The 15,365-nt window shown below is 61.4% G+C and carries 13 protein-coding genes; 1 reads left to right on the top strand and 12 read right to left on the bottom strand.

What is annotated here, in order from left to right; all coding sequences use genetic code 11:
* From SE18_RS23505 to SE18_RS28050, 12 genes are all read right to left on the bottom strand, one after another.
* Positions 1–499 (bottom strand): glycosyltransferase (locus tag SE18_RS23505; protein WP_152976733.1); only part of this gene is annotated, 499 nt, incomplete at its 3' end.
* 17 nt (positions 500–516) lie between these two features.
* On the bottom strand, positions 517–1,527 hold the full coding sequence (locus SE18_RS23500) for a glycosyltransferase family 2 protein (protein ID WP_054536925.1): 1,011 nt from the start codon (positions 1,525–1,527) through the stop codon (positions 517–519).
* 258 nt (positions 1,528–1,785) lie between these two features.
* Positions 1,786–4,065 (bottom strand): C25 family cysteine peptidase, encoded by a 2,280-nt coding sequence (locus SE18_RS27745; protein WP_236706966.1) that lies wholly within the window; start codon positions 4,063–4,065, stop codon positions 1,786–1,788.
* Positions 4,066–4,345: 280 nt separating this feature from the next.
* A complete protein-coding gene (locus SE18_RS23490) occupies positions 4,346–7,321 on the bottom strand; it encodes a type IV secretory system conjugative DNA transfer family protein (protein ID WP_054536923.1) in 2,976 nt (991 codons plus the stop codon).
* Complete coding sequence (locus SE18_RS23485) at positions 7,306–9,246, bottom strand: hypothetical protein (RefSeq protein ID WP_054536922.1); 1,941 nt, start codon at positions 9,244–9,246, stop codon at positions 7,306–7,308. Before SE18_RS23485 ends, SE18_RS23490 begins: the two co-directional genes overlap by 16 nt.
* Positions 9,243–9,482, bottom strand: a complete 240-nt coding sequence (locus tag SE18_RS23480) for a hypothetical protein (RefSeq protein WP_054536921.1) — start codon at positions 9,480–9,482, stop codon at positions 9,243–9,245. The genes SE18_RS23485 and SE18_RS23480 overlap by 4 nt, the downstream gene beginning before the upstream one ends.
* On the bottom strand, positions 9,469–11,556 hold the full coding sequence (locus SE18_RS23475; protein WP_054536920.1) for a helicase HerA domain-containing protein: 2,088 nt from the start codon (positions 11,554–11,556) through the stop codon (positions 9,469–9,471). Before SE18_RS23475 ends, SE18_RS23480 begins: the two co-directional genes overlap by 14 nt.
* Entirely contained in the window at positions 11,553–11,951 is a 399-nt protein-coding gene (locus SE18_RS23470; protein WP_236706965.1) for a hypothetical protein, read from the bottom strand. The genes SE18_RS23475 and SE18_RS23470 overlap by 4 nt, the downstream gene beginning before the upstream one ends.
* A gap of 66 nt (positions 11,952–12,017) precedes the next feature.
* Positions 12,018–12,287, bottom strand: coding sequence for a hypothetical protein (locus SE18_RS23465; protein WP_054536918.1), 270 nt, complete (start codon positions 12,285–12,287; stop codon positions 12,018–12,020).
* 17 nt (positions 12,288–12,304) lie between these two features.
* On the bottom strand, positions 12,305–13,570 hold the full coding sequence (locus SE18_RS23460; protein WP_054536917.1) for a hypothetical protein: 1,266 nt from the start codon (positions 13,568–13,570) through the stop codon (positions 12,305–12,307).
* Positions 13,567–14,748, bottom strand: a complete 1,182-nt coding sequence (locus SE18_RS23455; RefSeq protein WP_236706968.1) for a hypothetical protein — start codon at positions 14,746–14,748, stop codon at positions 13,567–13,569. Before SE18_RS23455 ends, SE18_RS23460 begins: the two co-directional genes overlap by 4 nt.
* 133 nt (positions 14,749–14,881) lie before the next feature.
* The gene (locus SE18_RS28050; protein WP_236706963.1) at positions 14,882–15,187 is read right to left on the bottom strand and encodes a hypothetical protein; all 306 of its coding nucleotides are present in this window, start codon (positions 15,185–15,187) and stop codon (positions 14,882–14,884) included.
* 8 nt (positions 15,188–15,195) lie between these two features.
* On the opposite strand from SE18_RS28050, the gene SE18_RS26980 reads away from it, so the two are divergent.
* Positions 15,196–15,365, top strand: a 170-nt coding sequence (locus tag SE18_RS26980) for a glycosyltransferase (RefSeq protein ID WP_407928503.1), incomplete at its 3' end; no start/stop codon positions are given.

Below are 15,365 nucleotides of genomic sequence, written 5' to 3'. Positions count from 1 at the left end.
TAGCGCATGCTGCCCCAGATACGGCATCAACGGTGCAACTCATCGCATACTGTGTGCGGGGTTGGTTCGCCCCACGACAATAGGTCAGTCCTGTATAGTGCATATGGTTGCCACACGTATTAATCTGGTGAGGATGCTGATAATGGACGAGGCATCCGGTGGTCAATCCAATCGTTGGATCGTTGAGCAAGGGCGTGAGTAAGGCTGCTATCGCACCTGGCATAACAATCGTATCAGGATTAAGGAAGATCAAGGCATCACCTTGGGCAACAGATGCGCCATAATTATTCCCACCAGCATAACCAGTATTCGTATTTTCAAGCAGCCGCACCATAGGATACTGGTGACGGATTAATGTCCGGCTTGCATCGTGGGAATCGTTATCAACAACGATAATCTCATAGCGCGCATCATCATGACATTCCGTGAGCACCGAATCGAGGCATTCAATCAGATCATCATGACTGTTATAACTGACAATAATGATACTTGCTTCCATGGGTATCGTCTTTCTTGTTATGCGTGTGCCTGCGGAATTGTGTCATAGCTGCGATCAAGCGATGGCACTAAAACTGGCTGATTGATTGTTGTTTGCATGGGATGCTGCAATTGTTGCTTTAAGGATGTTTCCATGCGTTGTAACATGATCCGCTGGCGCTGAAGGATTATCCCTGTGCCGATCGAGCCAACACTGAGCAGCATACCAATCAGCAAACTACTCAAAATCCATGCGAATTGTGACAAACTCACGGTTGTATGTTCGGCAAGGAATACGAGCAGCACTGTACTCAGACTTAAGGCCACGAAACCGCTTCCACACCAAAAGAACACGGGACGCATGGTTGTAGCCGCACTGAGGATACCCTTCACAACTTGCAGCCCGTGGCGAACAGGATTGCGCTTGGCCTTTTCTACATACAACACATGAATCGGGACTTCTGTTACCCGTAAGGCGCGATCATGAATATGGAATTGCATCTCTGATTCAATCGAAAATCCACCATTGGTCGTAAAAGACAACGATGCAATTGCATGAGCAGAAAATGCACGAAACCCACTTTGTGAATCACTGACATGGACCCCAGAGACCAGATTGGTGAGCGAGGTTAAACCTACTTGACCCACCTTGCGATAAAAAGGAATGGTGCTCTGAATGGTTCCATAGCGCGACCCAATCACGACATCCGCATGCCCTTGACAAATCGGTGCCAGCAGCGTTGGAATATCGTCGGCAATATGTTGACCATCGCCATCAAGCATTACTACTGCAAACGGGTTTAGGGTTGCACTATAGCGAAATCCGGTATTGACCGCAGCTGCCTTACCTTGATTTACAGTATGCTTCAAAACGACTGCACCTGCCTGTTGTGCAATAGTAACCGTTTGATCCGTTGATCCATCGTCAATCACGATAACCATATCAACATAGGCTTTGGTGGCCAAAACCAAACTTCCAATAAATCGTGATTCATTAAAGGCTGGAATGAGCGCAATGGTTGGATGAACAATTGGTGCGTGGCGATCCATACAGGACTCCCATCATCCTCAATCCTGCAATTTCGGGCAGCATGGTTGAGGAACATCGTCGTGGTAGGTTGATGAACCCAAGTATCGCCTGAATGGATGCATTCTGCCATATACCATAAACCCTTACTCATGGCTTCTATTTAGGATCATGCATCTAGGGTAAAAGTACTGATCACAATCGTAATATATCATCAGGTATAGGCTTTTGCTGATAAGGCAGAAGCACATATGGTATTGAATGAGACCGTTCCGGGAGCGTTATTTCATTACCAAGGACGCCCACACCCGCTGCGGCGCAGGCGCAATGTGCAGCACTGTGGCGGGATTTCCTAAGAGCACGGTTGTGCGGAGTGCATCAGTGCAACATTGTCCATGGAGCGCTAATTGGAGCAGCCCTGCTTCAGTGATTTGGCCAAGTGTCGGTTGAGGGATGGTCAGCGCTGCGGTTACCAATCCATGTTGCAGGTGATCATGGCCATGGGCCACTCCCAACCCACTCGATCCCCACGTGGCAATCGCGCCACCGTCAGGATGCAAGACCAATGCCTCATCGAGCGTCGTCCCACGGGGACTGGGCTGCTGGAAGGCGCTCGTCAGGCAGGTCAAGGCCAACAGCAGTGGCAGGCGTTCGCTATTCTGGAGGGTGCTCACTGCATTCAGATCGAGCAAGCCGCGCGGCTCAACGAGCGGATCGGTCACAGCCCACTGGTAGGCGTGGCTATGACCGATGTATTGCATGATCGTCACGCCTGTGTTCCAGATCGCCAAGACCCGTTCACGGACGGCCTGCGCATCGGCTACATGCCATGCGGGGTCAGCGGTCGTGGCCTGCGGAACATAATAGGCGCGGTGCAGGGTCATCGTGAGCGGATAGACCGCCTCACTCTGAGCCGCGAGCTGCGGAAATTCGAGCGCCCCTTCGGCGTTATCGGCCACACTGCCCACCGTGCTTTGCCACACGCCCCATGGTGCGGCGGTATAGCGTTGCTGCTTGGCGATGAGCGCGGTTAATTCGGCGATGCTTTTGACGGGCCAGCGTCCGACGGGCAGATCAGGCAGCAGGTCGTCAAGCGGATCAGCGCCGTCCAGTTGGCCATAACAGGATTCACAGGCGGTTTCGCCCAGCCATAAATCAACCTCGGCGAGCAACGGTGGGATCAGCGTTATCTGGCCATAGCCCAGGACATCGCGCGGATCAGCCGTGCCATCGCCGACGAATAGGACGCTCGTTGGTGGCGTGGGCCATGTCGCCGCTGCATGGCGCAGGAAGGATCGCAGTGCATCCGGTGACATCTGGCCAAAAGCCCATGCCGCATCGAGATCCTCCCGCGCCACAAGCACCGTGGTCGGCGTGCGCAGCGGCTCAAGCGCGTGCAGGAAGACACGCGGGGCAATGATAACATCGGCTCCGGCGGTGGGCAGCACGATGGGGATATGGCGCTGAAGCCTTGGCATGGGGAGCGGCCTATGGCCAACCAGCAGATACCGTCGATTGACCAACGAATCAGCGAGGATGGGCGTTTGTCCCGCAGGCAGGATGACAATCTGCGGCTGCGCTGGCTCAGTCACATCATAAAGCGTGCGCAGCGGGGGCGCGTCGGGTAGGGCATAGCGCGCAGGCGTTGGCCCACTCCAAAACGGTTCGGTTGGTAGGGTCGTCAACCGCATGGGGCGGGTTACCATCACAGTTTCGAGCAGCAGACTTGCTGCACCGCTCGCTGGGACTGGCAGGGTGATCGTGAGGGCGGCGGTCGTGGTCATCGCGACCGAATTGTGCCAGGCCGAGGTTGCCGGAACCCTCATTGGCACGGTGTTCACCACCAGCGATACGGGCAGACTGGTGACGGTCGCTCCGGTTAAGGTCACGGTCATCAGGCCGCTTGCCAGTGGCAGGGTGGGTGTGAGCAGCATGGTGGTTGCATCGGCAGTGCCGCCCGCCAGACTATTCAGGCGGCGACTGAACGTATGCCACCCACGTACCCCTGCATGGCGACTCTCGATCAGCTGTGGCTCGTCCCATGTGCTGGTCATCCAGACGGTGTTGGTCAGGGGTGCGGTACTGTCAAGCGCCAAGCGAGAAGTCATGGGAGGCGAGGGCGTGGCCGCTGCGGTCGTGAGCCACAGGGTCGTTGTCTGGTTCCAGCGGTCGCCCACGGCATCCACCCACAAACGAACCTCGTCATGCGGATCAACCACGCCATCGCCAACCCCACGCCAATCGAGCGGGATCACCATGCCCGCATGCTGCACCTGCACCATTGCCGGATTGAGCGTTGCAAGGTCAATGCCTGCCGCTGCCAGCATCGCCCCGGTCACCCGCTGCATGCCCGGCGTGGTCACGGTCAGCGTCCATGTGTGGTTGTCAAACGCCAGTGGGTTGGTTGGCGGCACCGGATCGCCAAAGGGCACGCGCGGCAGTGCTTGCAGATCGGCAGGGGATTCCACCACCACGGCATTGTCGAGCATGGCGTTCAACTGCGTCACCTGCTGGATTTGCCCCTGCTGCTGGATGGTCGGCTGGACCTGGTAGACCCACACCGGGTAGCCACGATAGCTGCCGCTGCGCAGGAGGGTCACCGGGGCGGTCGGTAGGTCGGCCAATCGCGCCGGATCAGGGTGGTCTAGCATCGTTGTGTCCATGGTCACGGTCAGCATCGGCGCGGCAGCGGTCAGGCTGCGCACGGCCACCGTCGTGGGCTGGGATGGCACGCCAGCCAGCACCACCGTCGTGCCACGTGTGGTCACGGTGAAGGGCGTGACGACGGCGAGCGCGGCACGGGGGATGGCTACCACGATGAGTACTACAATAAGAAGGTATTTAGAGACCTGCATCAGGATTCTCCGCTAATAACTGCATCAGACTCGTGGCCGTCGGCTCGGCCTGCATCACCGTGGCTACCCCGACTTTACGGGGATTGACGACCACCGCCGGAGTCGCCACAGAACCGCCTGCGGGAGTCGCCTCATAGGTCGCTTCTGGCGCGCCACCCCGTCCGCGTTTGCCCTTGACAGGTGGCTCCTCGTCCACCGCATCACGCGGAATGCTGAGGGTCAAGCGCGTCAAGGCTGCTAAAGCAATATCGCGTGGCGTGGCCGCTTTCCCATGGCTCAAGGCCAGCACGCGCGCGGCACGGGGCAAGGAACAGGTCGGGGCCAGCAGCTGCGCATGGCGATCAGCGCGATCCGCTTGCATCCGGTCCAGGATCGCGTCCCAGAGTGCGGGTGGCGCATCCCGCAGTAAGCGCAACCGTTCCGCGCGGCCAAACTGGGCCAAGGCGCGCAGCCGTTCGTCGAGGGCATCGCGTGGCGGTGGGGCGAGCGGCGTGAACGCACGGGCTGCGCCACCTTGTGGCAGCGCAGGCCAGAGCGGCAGCGGCGTGATCGTGCAGATGGGTTGGCGGAAGCCATTAATGGAGATTGCCGCATAGCCTTCTTCACGCAAGGGAATTCCCGCCCAGTCCTGCATCGTGAGCCGGGCATCGGGATACTGCCGTTGCCACACCGCCGCATCGGGGCCAAAGGCCGACAGAATCAGGCGGGTTTGGACGATTTCCAAGGTTGTGGCCAGCATCTCCGCAGGCAATTGGCTCGTGCCTTGGTGCATCAACACCAGCCCAATCCCAAACGAGCGCAAGCGTTCCAGAATCTTCTGGTAGTTGGCCGGATCGCCGCGCCGCATCGCTTCCTGAAATTCATCGACGACCAGCACCCACGGCTCACGCTCCTCTTCGGGCGTATCCAGCCGACTGAACGCCGCTGCCAGCACGAGGTTAATCAGCACATTGGCCAGAATCCCGCCAGCGGTCGCACCAATCAATTCGACCGGCAGCTTGGCCAACACAATCTTGCGTTGATCCATTACTTGGCGAAAGGGGATCGTGGTGCGGGTCTGGTTACAGGTAATCCGCACGGTGCGATTGATCAAAAACTGACTCAAACGCCGTTGCAAGGCGGTCATCGAGGACTTCTGCGTATCGCTCAATTTCGGAAACTGATAGGTCCAGAACAAGACTAAATCGGGATCGGTGACCCGCTCCAGCACCGTGGCGCGGTACGCACTACTGGAAAAGAGCAGATAGAGATGGGCAATCGTGGGCGTGGGTTCACCTTCCATTAAGGTCAAGGCCCCATAGCGCAAGGCTTCCTGCATGCCCGCCGAATCGCCCCAATGGCTATCGGTGCTGGCGACCAGTGCCTCCAGTAATTCGACCAAAAAGTCCGGTTCGGTATCTTTATTGAGGTAGGTCGGGTCGAGCAGGTTTAGCCCAAGGCAGTGCTCGGGATCAAGGGGGTCAAAGACAATCACATCATCAAGCCGATCATCAGGAATCATCGTCAACAGGTCATTAACCAAATCGCCCTTGAAGTCGATCACCCCAAAGCCTGCGCCGATGCGCAATAATTCGCCCAGCTGCACCTTCGCTGCGTGGCTCTTGCCCGCTCCAGTTGAGGCGGTAATCTGCTGATGAAAAGTGTAACTTTTGAGCGGAAAGCCCAAATAGACCTGCCGTCCATCGGCGGCCACGCCGCCGGTGATGCGCACGATGCGATCCTTGAGGGGTGTCGTCACATCAAATGCAGGCGGCGGTGCGCCAATCGTGCTGACCATCAAGGCCGGACTGGGCGGCGCAAAGCGATTATTGCGCCAGATGGCGACCGTTAAGTGCCGTCCCGTGGGCAGATGCCAGAGGGCACTGACTTCGGGCAAACTCAGCACGGGCGGTGCTGGTGCGGGCAGCAAAGGCGGCACAGCTATAGGCAGCCAGTGTGCCACGTGGCGATCCCGAAGGGCAGAAGTCACCGTGGTCTGGCTACGGCCATGAGTCCAGGCTTGGCGTAGGCGGTCGTGCTGCGTGGTATAGCTGGCGAGCGCGCCCACCAGAATTTGGTGCTGGGCGGTGGCAATCGCGGCAGTCTCAGCCAGCACCACCGTGCGCAGGGTGACTGTCACAGCGGGACTTTGCAGTTTGGCCAGCATGGCGGTCGCGGTTTCTTTGCTGGCACTGGCCTGTTGGTCTTTGGCGCTCAGTCCTAGCAGATCGGCCATGGCGCGCCCCTGCTGCTGCCAGCGTTCCGGTACGGGACCAAGGGTCAGCGATACGCCAATCGCGGTCACGCCTTGCTGCGGTCGTAAGCCGCCAATCACCGCATCAAGCGGATCGCCGACCATCGCATCGGCACGGCGTAGTGGATAGATCGCGGGCTGCGCAAGGGTGTGGCTCGTCCAAACCAGCGCGGGGGCAGCGGTTGTGACCGGATCAGGCTGTTCCAACAGATCACCGCCCGGCACAAAGCCTTGGACGGCACTAAAGACGGGCGCATGCAAATCGGAATGCGAGAGCCAGAGACTCCACGCAATCCCCTGATCGGTGTACCACAGTTCAAGCGCAATTCGCCGATCGGCAGGCGCATGGGCGACAATCGCCTGCAAGACGCGCACGATTTCCCCGGCCATCGCCGCCTCACGTTGGCCGAGTTGGGCCGCCGTGCTACTGTGGGGATCGGTGATCATCGGCTTGGGAATGCGCAGCAGATACCATTGTCCCTCAACAGCTGGTCGCCGCCGCAACCGCAGCCATGCGACCAGCGTCGCGAGCAGCCACAGCCCATAGCCCATCAGCAACCAGCCACTGATCGTGTGCATGCGTGTGACCAAGGTGGACAAGGGCGCAAGGCGCGGACTGGTCAGATGCCCGAGCAGCCATGGGCTGAACAGCCACAGCACCCCGATCAACACCACCCCAAATCCCGCCAGCGTGCGGCCATAGACCGCGAGGATTAAGCGTCCATGCATACGGGTTCCTCCTCGGGCACTTCCTCAGTGCACGCATCGTCATCAGCATCAATCCCGACCAGTGCCCAGACCTCGGCCTCCGTGACCTCCCGTTTGAGCAGCAGCCCATGGCGCGAGTGGGTGCCTAAAACGCTGGCCAACCGCTCGGTGGCCAACGCCACGAGCCGCTCAGCCAGTCCGCGATCCACGCCCAACACCGTTGCAGCCTGTTTCGTCGAGACCCCATTGCGGCGGTCGGCCAGTAAGGCTTCAATCAGGGCGTGCAGCTGGTCATCGCTCAGCATCGCATCATGGGTCAGCTGTGCGACAGGTGGTAGCGACCGCGCGGTTAATGGCGGAGGGCTGGCCAACGGCATCGGCGTACCACGGGATTCCACTTCACCCGCTGCGGTCGAGGGCAACGCCATCACGGGCTGAAACAGATCGGTCGGATCACACTGCCAAAAGACATGGGAGGGTGGCGCTTCTGGCGCAGCCATGCCAGGAGCAGCGTCCCATGGCGCAGCCACATGGACACACACCTCGGCATGGGCCAGCAGCAAACCATGCATGGTGACGAGCATCCATGGATCAAGCCCATGGGCCTTCAGCACCGCCGTGGTGGGAATCACGCCACCGCCCAGATACCCGTGCCACGCGACGCGCGGTGCCAGCTGATCGCCACCTTGCAGCGTGGCTTCCGCCCACGGTATATCGCTCACCGTGAGGAGTGGGCGTGGACTCGCTGCCTGCCATGACGGGAGTGCCATGGCAATAATCTGCTGCACCAGCGCTGCTTGTTCTGCATCATCTGGCAGCACGACCACCACGACCCCACCGCGCTGGAGCAGCAGCGGCAGATCATCGCCGGGAGTCGCAAACACACTCAGCCAGTCGAGCGTGAGCCAGCGGCGCAGCCGTACCGCCCAGCGTTGGGCGGCCATCCGTTGATCAATGGCCGCCCGATCCGGCGTGTTCATGACCTGTCCAGCCAGCGCAATGAGATCGCTGAGACTGGGGTGTGCGCGGTTGCGCCAATGGGCTAAGAGGGTGGGAATCGTCTGCCAGAGGGAATCGTGCGGTTGCAAATCCGCCATCTGGCCCAGCAGGGTGGTCATGGCCGTGTCGTCGAGCCATGCGGCCACATCCAGCGTGGTGGTGACCGCAGGCTGACGGCCATCGACCACGCGCAACCGTTCCCCCAGCGGTTCGAGCAGCGGCAATATGGTTGCGGCATGGGCTGGTGTAACGAGCGCCAGCACACTGGCATGCGCATGGATGCTTTGGTCGACCAGCTGCGCGACGGTGGCCCAACGCTGTGCAGCCGGGCCACGGAGATCGAGTGGCGTGCCAAGGGGCAGCGCGACATCCGCGCTGAACTGCCATGCTACGCCAGCGACCGCAGGCAGCTGCATTGGCAACGACGGCAGATCGGGCAGCAGTGCGGCCTCGTCGAGCGGCAAATCACCCACCCACGGGTGTGGCCGCAGTAATCCCAACACCCAAACCAGCGCCAACGACCAACCCCAGCGCTGCGGGGTCGCATGGACGGCCTGCACCACGCCGTTGCGCAGCGCCCAGCCCTGCATCGTCTGATCATCCGCGCCACCCCGCCGCCAGCGCAGGATCGGCAAGGTCAGGGTCACGGGCCGCAGCGTAGCCAATGGGATGCGCTCGCGCAGCGTCGTCATGAGCAGGGCGTAGGTGGCGGGAGTCGTGTGCAGGAGCAGTTGCCGCCCGTGCGCGGTGGGCACGAGCCACAGCCATGCCGCGCCCATCCCCACCCCATCGACGAGTGCATCCCGCAGCGTGGACGCATCCATCCCCGCCGGAACCCGTATCCGCCACGCCGACCATTGCGCCTGCTCGGTCGTGATCGTCGTCAGCACCCGCATGAGAAGCCAGCCCACGCCACCGACCATAAGGACGAATACCAGGAGGCTCATACCCCCTCCTCGCCATCTTCAATGACCAGCACGGTGGTGCTTGCCGTGGTCGGTGCAGCCATCGCAACAGGCGGCATGGCGGGAATCGCCGTGGTCGGCGCGCCACCAGCACCTGGCCGTGGTGGCAACGCGGCGCGTTGGGCAGCGAGAAACGCACCCCATGCTGCCGCGCGTTGGCGGGCTGCCACGGTCGGATCAGCCGCTGCGGGGCCAAACCAGCGATCAAATACGCCCATCGTCGGCCTCCGTATGCAGCACCGCTCGCTGCGGGATCAGCTGCCACTCCCAGTGCGAGAGATGGTTATAGATGAGGTACGGCGTTTCGTTGACGATGATCAGATATTGGCCTGCCCGTTCCTTGCGTTGGTCATCGGTCATGCCGAGGCCCGTGATCCATTGTAGCTGGCTGTCTGTGACCATCGGGAAGCGCTCGCGCAACGCAGGCAATTGGTCGCTGCGCATCGTGCCGATCACGGTCACGAAACTATTCTCAAAAATCTCGGCTCCAGCCTTTGTCCCTAATAAATGGGTCGTTTGGTCGATGACCCACACCCCTGCGCCGAAGCGCCGCGCCGTCTTGGCCAAGCGCTCAGCAAAGCTGGCCAAGAGGGGATTGGAAAACAAGACCCCGGCCTCATCGATCCCAATAATGGCCTTCCGTGGCCTAACCCGAATCTCGCGTTGGATGGCACTGGCAATCAGCACTAAGAAAAACTGCTTGATGTGGTCGGGCATTTTCGCATCGGACACGTCATAGATCACGACCGGGGTCGTGGGATCAAGGGTCAAGTCCATCGTCGAGGGCTGATCAAAGACCTCGGCAAAGGGCGAGAGTGTCCATGGCAGGATGAGGTCGCGCAGGCCGGTTGTATCATCCGCCAAGAGCGTCACCACATCCGATAAGCGTGGCGCGGCATGGGTGGCATACAGCACCGACAAGACCCGGCGCAGGGTCTGACGATGCAGCTGGGTCAATGCGCCATCGAGCAGCCACTGGAGGACTTCTTCCACATGGAGCACTTGGGTCACGAGGTCGTGTTGCAGGTCAACAATCGGGTCAAGGAGATTCAGTTTGAGCGTATCCAAGGCCACCCGATTGACCGAGGCCCGGTCGGCATAGGCTTCGGCGAGGGGAGCAAATGCCCCTTGTGGGTCAAGCAGAATCAGTTGATAGCCCGCATCATCGACCAAGCGTGAGCCAAGGGTGGCCACATAGCTACTCTTCCCACTCCCGGTTGCGCCACAGAAAAAGCCATGCAGCGCAGGCAAGGCGGTCAAATCCAAGAGCAACGGTGTGCCGCGCATTTCGTCCACGCCTGTCAGTAATGCTGTCGCTGGTGGCTGCGAGCGCTGGGCCAGATAAATCGGTAGCAGCGTCGCCAGCTGCGCGGTAATCATGGGGTGGCCTGCGGTGGGCAGGTCAAGGGTGGCGGTGGCATGCGTGCCGAGCATGGGCAGCAGATCCTGTTGGCGACCGCGCATTGGATGGAAGCTGATGGTTGATCCGAGTGCTTGGCGGGCTGCTTGGGCATGGGTGCGCGCCAGTTCCAGCGTGGCCGCGCCGACAAAGACCGCGACCTGGACTGTGTGCAAGAGTGCGCCCCGCTCCAGATGGGTCGAGGCGGCTTGCCAGTCTTGCACGGCGTGGCGACGCGCTTCGTCATAGGTCGGATTGAGCGCCGCATGCGCATCGAGCCGTTGCAAGGCCACATCCATGGTCGTGCGCGCGCGGTCAGGAGCCATGGTCAGCGCATCGACGACGATGATTGCATGCGTTTGCTCGAGCAAGAGCGAGCGAAACAGCAAGGGCGAGAGCGATCCGTGCCAGCGCTCGGCCAGCATCCCCTGCCAGCAGCGTTGGCCCGTTGGGGTATCCGCAATACAACTCGCTACGGTCATCTGCACCGTTGGCGCGCCCAACAGCAAGGGCAGACTGCGCAGGCGCGTTGCTCCACCACAGGCGCGGCCCAACGTATGTTCGACGGTCGCAGGTGCGAGGCTGGCCGGACACCAGATCACCAGATAGTGGGTCATGCTGGTCATGGCGTGCTGCTCTAAGTCCTGCATATGCAACAGTTGGGCAGTCAGGCGCGGATGCTGGGGGTCGCTGGGATCAAGCAAGCGCAGCTGGTCGTGAATCCGCTGGCGACGATTGGCCAACGAGCGGGGTGCAACCACACTGATTAAGCGCCAATCGACGACCAGGCTTTGCACTGCCTGCCGCACCCGATCAATCGCCACCTCCCATTGTTGGGGGTGGAGATTCAAGACTTCAAGGCCATGCAGCTGGAGAAGCAGGGGGGTGGTCATTCCAGCCCCCGATCGGCCAAACTGACCAGCGTCCCATCCGGCTGCATCACCGCCGTCGTGGTCGTGCGGCCCGTGGCCTCACCCTGCCCCAACGTGCGACAATCCACGGTCAAGCGTTGCGGAGCCAGCACCCGCACGAGGCCATAGCGCAGCATGCCGAAGACCAGCCCCCGCAATGGTTGCTCCTGATAGGTTCCGCGTGCCACCACGAGGCCCAGCACGATGCCAATGAGCAACCGCACCAAGAGCGGTAATCCGATGGGGGCAAGGACGACACTCATGGCGATGCCGCAGCCACCAAGGGTCACCAGATCGCCGATAGACAAGCCGCCCAGCGCGGGCACGCTGACAATCGTGGTGGGCGGCTGTAAAAAGGGTCGAAAGACCTGCATCATGCACCTCCTTGAAACAAAGGACGCTGTGCAGCACGCCCGCTGCGCAGCGTTCCATCCACCACAACCTTATTGCCCAACCGCCTTGAAGGCGGGCTTCACCAAATCCAAGATAATGGGAATTAAGGCAATCAGCATGATCCCGCCGAGGAAATAGGCAATCCGCAGCTTTTTCGCGAGCGCACTGGCAAATGAGCCAGCCACAAACATCACGCCAAAGGTCAAGCCACATAAGCCAAAGACGACCCACGCGAAGGTATACAAACTGTCGATATTGACAAACTTGTTCAAGAGTTCCATCACATCGAACTCACCAGCAGCGACCAAAAATCGAGCCATACAAACCTCCAAAACCACTAGGGAAGAATCGATTGGCCAACCGACCCGATCTGCACCGTCACGGGAACGGGCTGCGCCGGGTCAAGCGGACAGGTCCAGACGACCGTCTGCACGGTCGTGATCGTGAGCGGCCACGGCTGATCCGGCTGGAGTGGCGTGGTTATACCCCCCACCGTACAGGTTGCATCAGCAGCCAGCAGCACCGTGGCGGGACTGCGCAACACCGTCGTGATCGCCAAGCCCTGCGGGGTCGCGGTTACCGTCTGCCACTCCACCTGCACCACGGGCAGGTCGGGCATGGCAATGCTGAGGGGCACGGCCTGCCCAGCAACCGCGAGCGGCAAATCGACCCGCGTGCCAGGCATGGCCGTCGCCGTGACCGGAATACTGATCGTGGTCGCGGTGGCCACGGGCAGCGTGACGAGCGGCTGCCGATGGTGCGTCACGCTCCCCGCCTGATCCGTTGGCCCAACGGTCACACTGACCATCAGCGTGGGCTGCATTGCTACCAGCGTCCAGTCCATCCCCGTGACCGTCATCGGAACCGCGCCATCACGGGTGGAGAGCAGCGGCTGATCGGCAGGAATCGCCTGCACCAGCGTGCGCGTGCTGAGGTCGTCCTGATCCCAGAGCACGAGCGTCACGCCCACCTGCTGTTGGGGAATCGTGGCACTGGCATAGACCGCCACCGTTTGGCGTGCCACCACCCGCAGGATGCGTTGATCGCCCCGCACCTGCTGGAGCGTGATCTGCGACCCAAGCGTGAGGGCATCCGCATCCAATGTGGTGCCATCCAGCCCCAGCACAATCTGACTGCGCGTCCCACCCCAGACCGCCGTGGCTGCGGGAATGCCCATGGGATCAGGCCAGCCCATGGCCGGGTCAAAGGCCTGCACCGCAAATGCCTGTGACCCGATCAGCAGTTGCACCGGAGCCGCCTCGCTATCCGTGGTCACCGTCACGGGACGCAACACCCCCGCCGCCAACGGCGCAGCCTGCGAGCGGCGACCGAGCACTACCCAACTCAGCACGACCACCACGATGATCACCACCCCAATCCAGCGCTGCGACGTACGCGGCGACGGTGCAACGGACGCGGTCGCCGTGAGGCGGGTCGTGGCAGGTGTACCCAGCCACACCAACTGGCCATTGACTGGAACCGCGCCTTCGCGCTGCCACAAGTCGGTCAAGCGGTCAAGTTCGGCGTGGCGGGCAGCCACCGACAACCCGGCCAGCAGCGGAGCCAGAAAGGCCTGAAACTCATGGTCATAGGGACTGGTCATTGCGGGCCTCCAAAGGTGGGCGGCATGACCGCCTCGCTCACGGGCAGATGCACGCGATCTGCACTCGCCGCGAGCGGCATCACCTGCCCCAACCACGGCACGCGCACCACCAAGCCCTCCTGTATGGGCAGGGTCACCACCCAGCGTCCCGTGCGATCCGTCCAGCCTTGCGCCAGCCGATCCCCAGCGGGACTATCGACGACGACCGCCATGCCACCAATCCCCTGATCACGGCCACAGGTCGCCGTCCCGCGACAAACCTGCACCGTGACCATGCGGGTCGATGCAGGCAGCGCCTGAAAGCGCCAGCCGAGGACGGGCAGCGTGGCCGTTGGGCGTATCCCGACCGGATCAGGGCTGGGTGGCAGCGGCGCACTCGGTGAGGGCAGCGCGGCCACCGGATCGGTCATGGTTGGCTGTGGTGTGGTCACAAGGGCATCCACGATTAAATCGGCACTCCAGAGCCAACCCGCTAAGGGGGCGGCCCCGACCCGAAAGGCGGTGACTTCGACATAGCCCTGAAACATCCGCCCCGTCAGCGTGACCGCATAGCCGCGTGGGATATGGGCAAGCGGCACATAGGCGATACCTGGTCCGGCCCGTAATGCGCTGTCGGCCTCGGCCACGACATGCGCGAGTGCTGGGGGAATCGCTTGCACCGCCAGTGGCAGACTGAGGAGCGCACACGGCTCCACGCCTGCCCGAATCTGGCTATCCACCACTGCCACGGGCTGACCCTCGACGACACAGGCGGTGGGCACGGGCGGCGTGGTCGTGTCGCTCGGCGCGTCCACCACGGGCGCAGCAGGCACGGTGGTTATGGTCGGAAACACGATAATTGGCGGGAGGCCAATATCGGACGGGTGTTGTGGTGGCAGAATCGGCAGCGGCGTGCTGCTCCCCGTCGGCGTGGCCGTCGGTGTGACCGTCGGAACGTTGGTCGCCGTGCTTGGTGGCAACGACGTGCTGCTCGCCGTCGGGGGGACGGTGGGTAGCGTGGTCGCGGTTGGCACGGCTGTTGGCTCCACGGTCGCGGTTGCCGGAATAGGACTAGGGATGATCGCGGTGGCCGTTGGCACTAGCACCAGCGTTGCTGTGGGACTGGGCACAGCGACCAGCGTCGCGGTTGGCAGTGATGTACCCATATTCGTCAGATCAAGCAGCACCGTCGTCATCACTGGATCCGTCGGGCGATCACGGCGGGATGCGGTGATGACCAGCGGATCGGTGGCGGTGACGGGAACGGTGAAGGCCAGCGTGGCGACCGCAGGCAGCGTCGGATCATGGAGCGGGCCACAGCTCGCGTCTGATTCATGGATCGTGCACTCCCGATTGTGGCTCGTGACGACCTGATCCCATGCGCCTGTCGGAGAGAGGTTCAGGGTCAGGGTCGTCGTGACCGCCTCGGCAGGCTGCGTCACGACCACGGTTACGACCATGCCCGGCAGCGCGACCTGCGGCTGGGCCACCAACTGCACCACGGGGGTGATCAGCGCGGGTGGCACCCGTCGCAGGTCGTGCTCCGGCGTGGGCCAACTCACGACAATCGTGGTGAGCGCCGCCAGCCATGCGCCTAAGCGCCGAACGATCATCAAAACCTCCTTTCGAGAAAACCATCTTTCTCGATTGTAGGGATTGACAGACCCGATCGTGCAGTCGTCATGTCGTATGCAGAAAATGCGGCGTTATTTGCTGGCGCGCATGCATTTGTTTGGCCCTCCACCTATGAAGGTTTTGGCTTGCCACCATTAGAAGCGATGAGTTGTGGCACGCCTGTTATTTCTTCAAACACCAG

The organism is Herpetosiphon geysericola, from assembly GCF_001306135.1.
Classification (GTDB): Bacteria; Chloroflexota; Chloroflexia; order Chloroflexales; family Herpetosiphonaceae; genus Herpetosiphon; species Herpetosiphon geysericola.
This window is presented reverse-complemented; position numbering and strand designations above follow the sequence as displayed.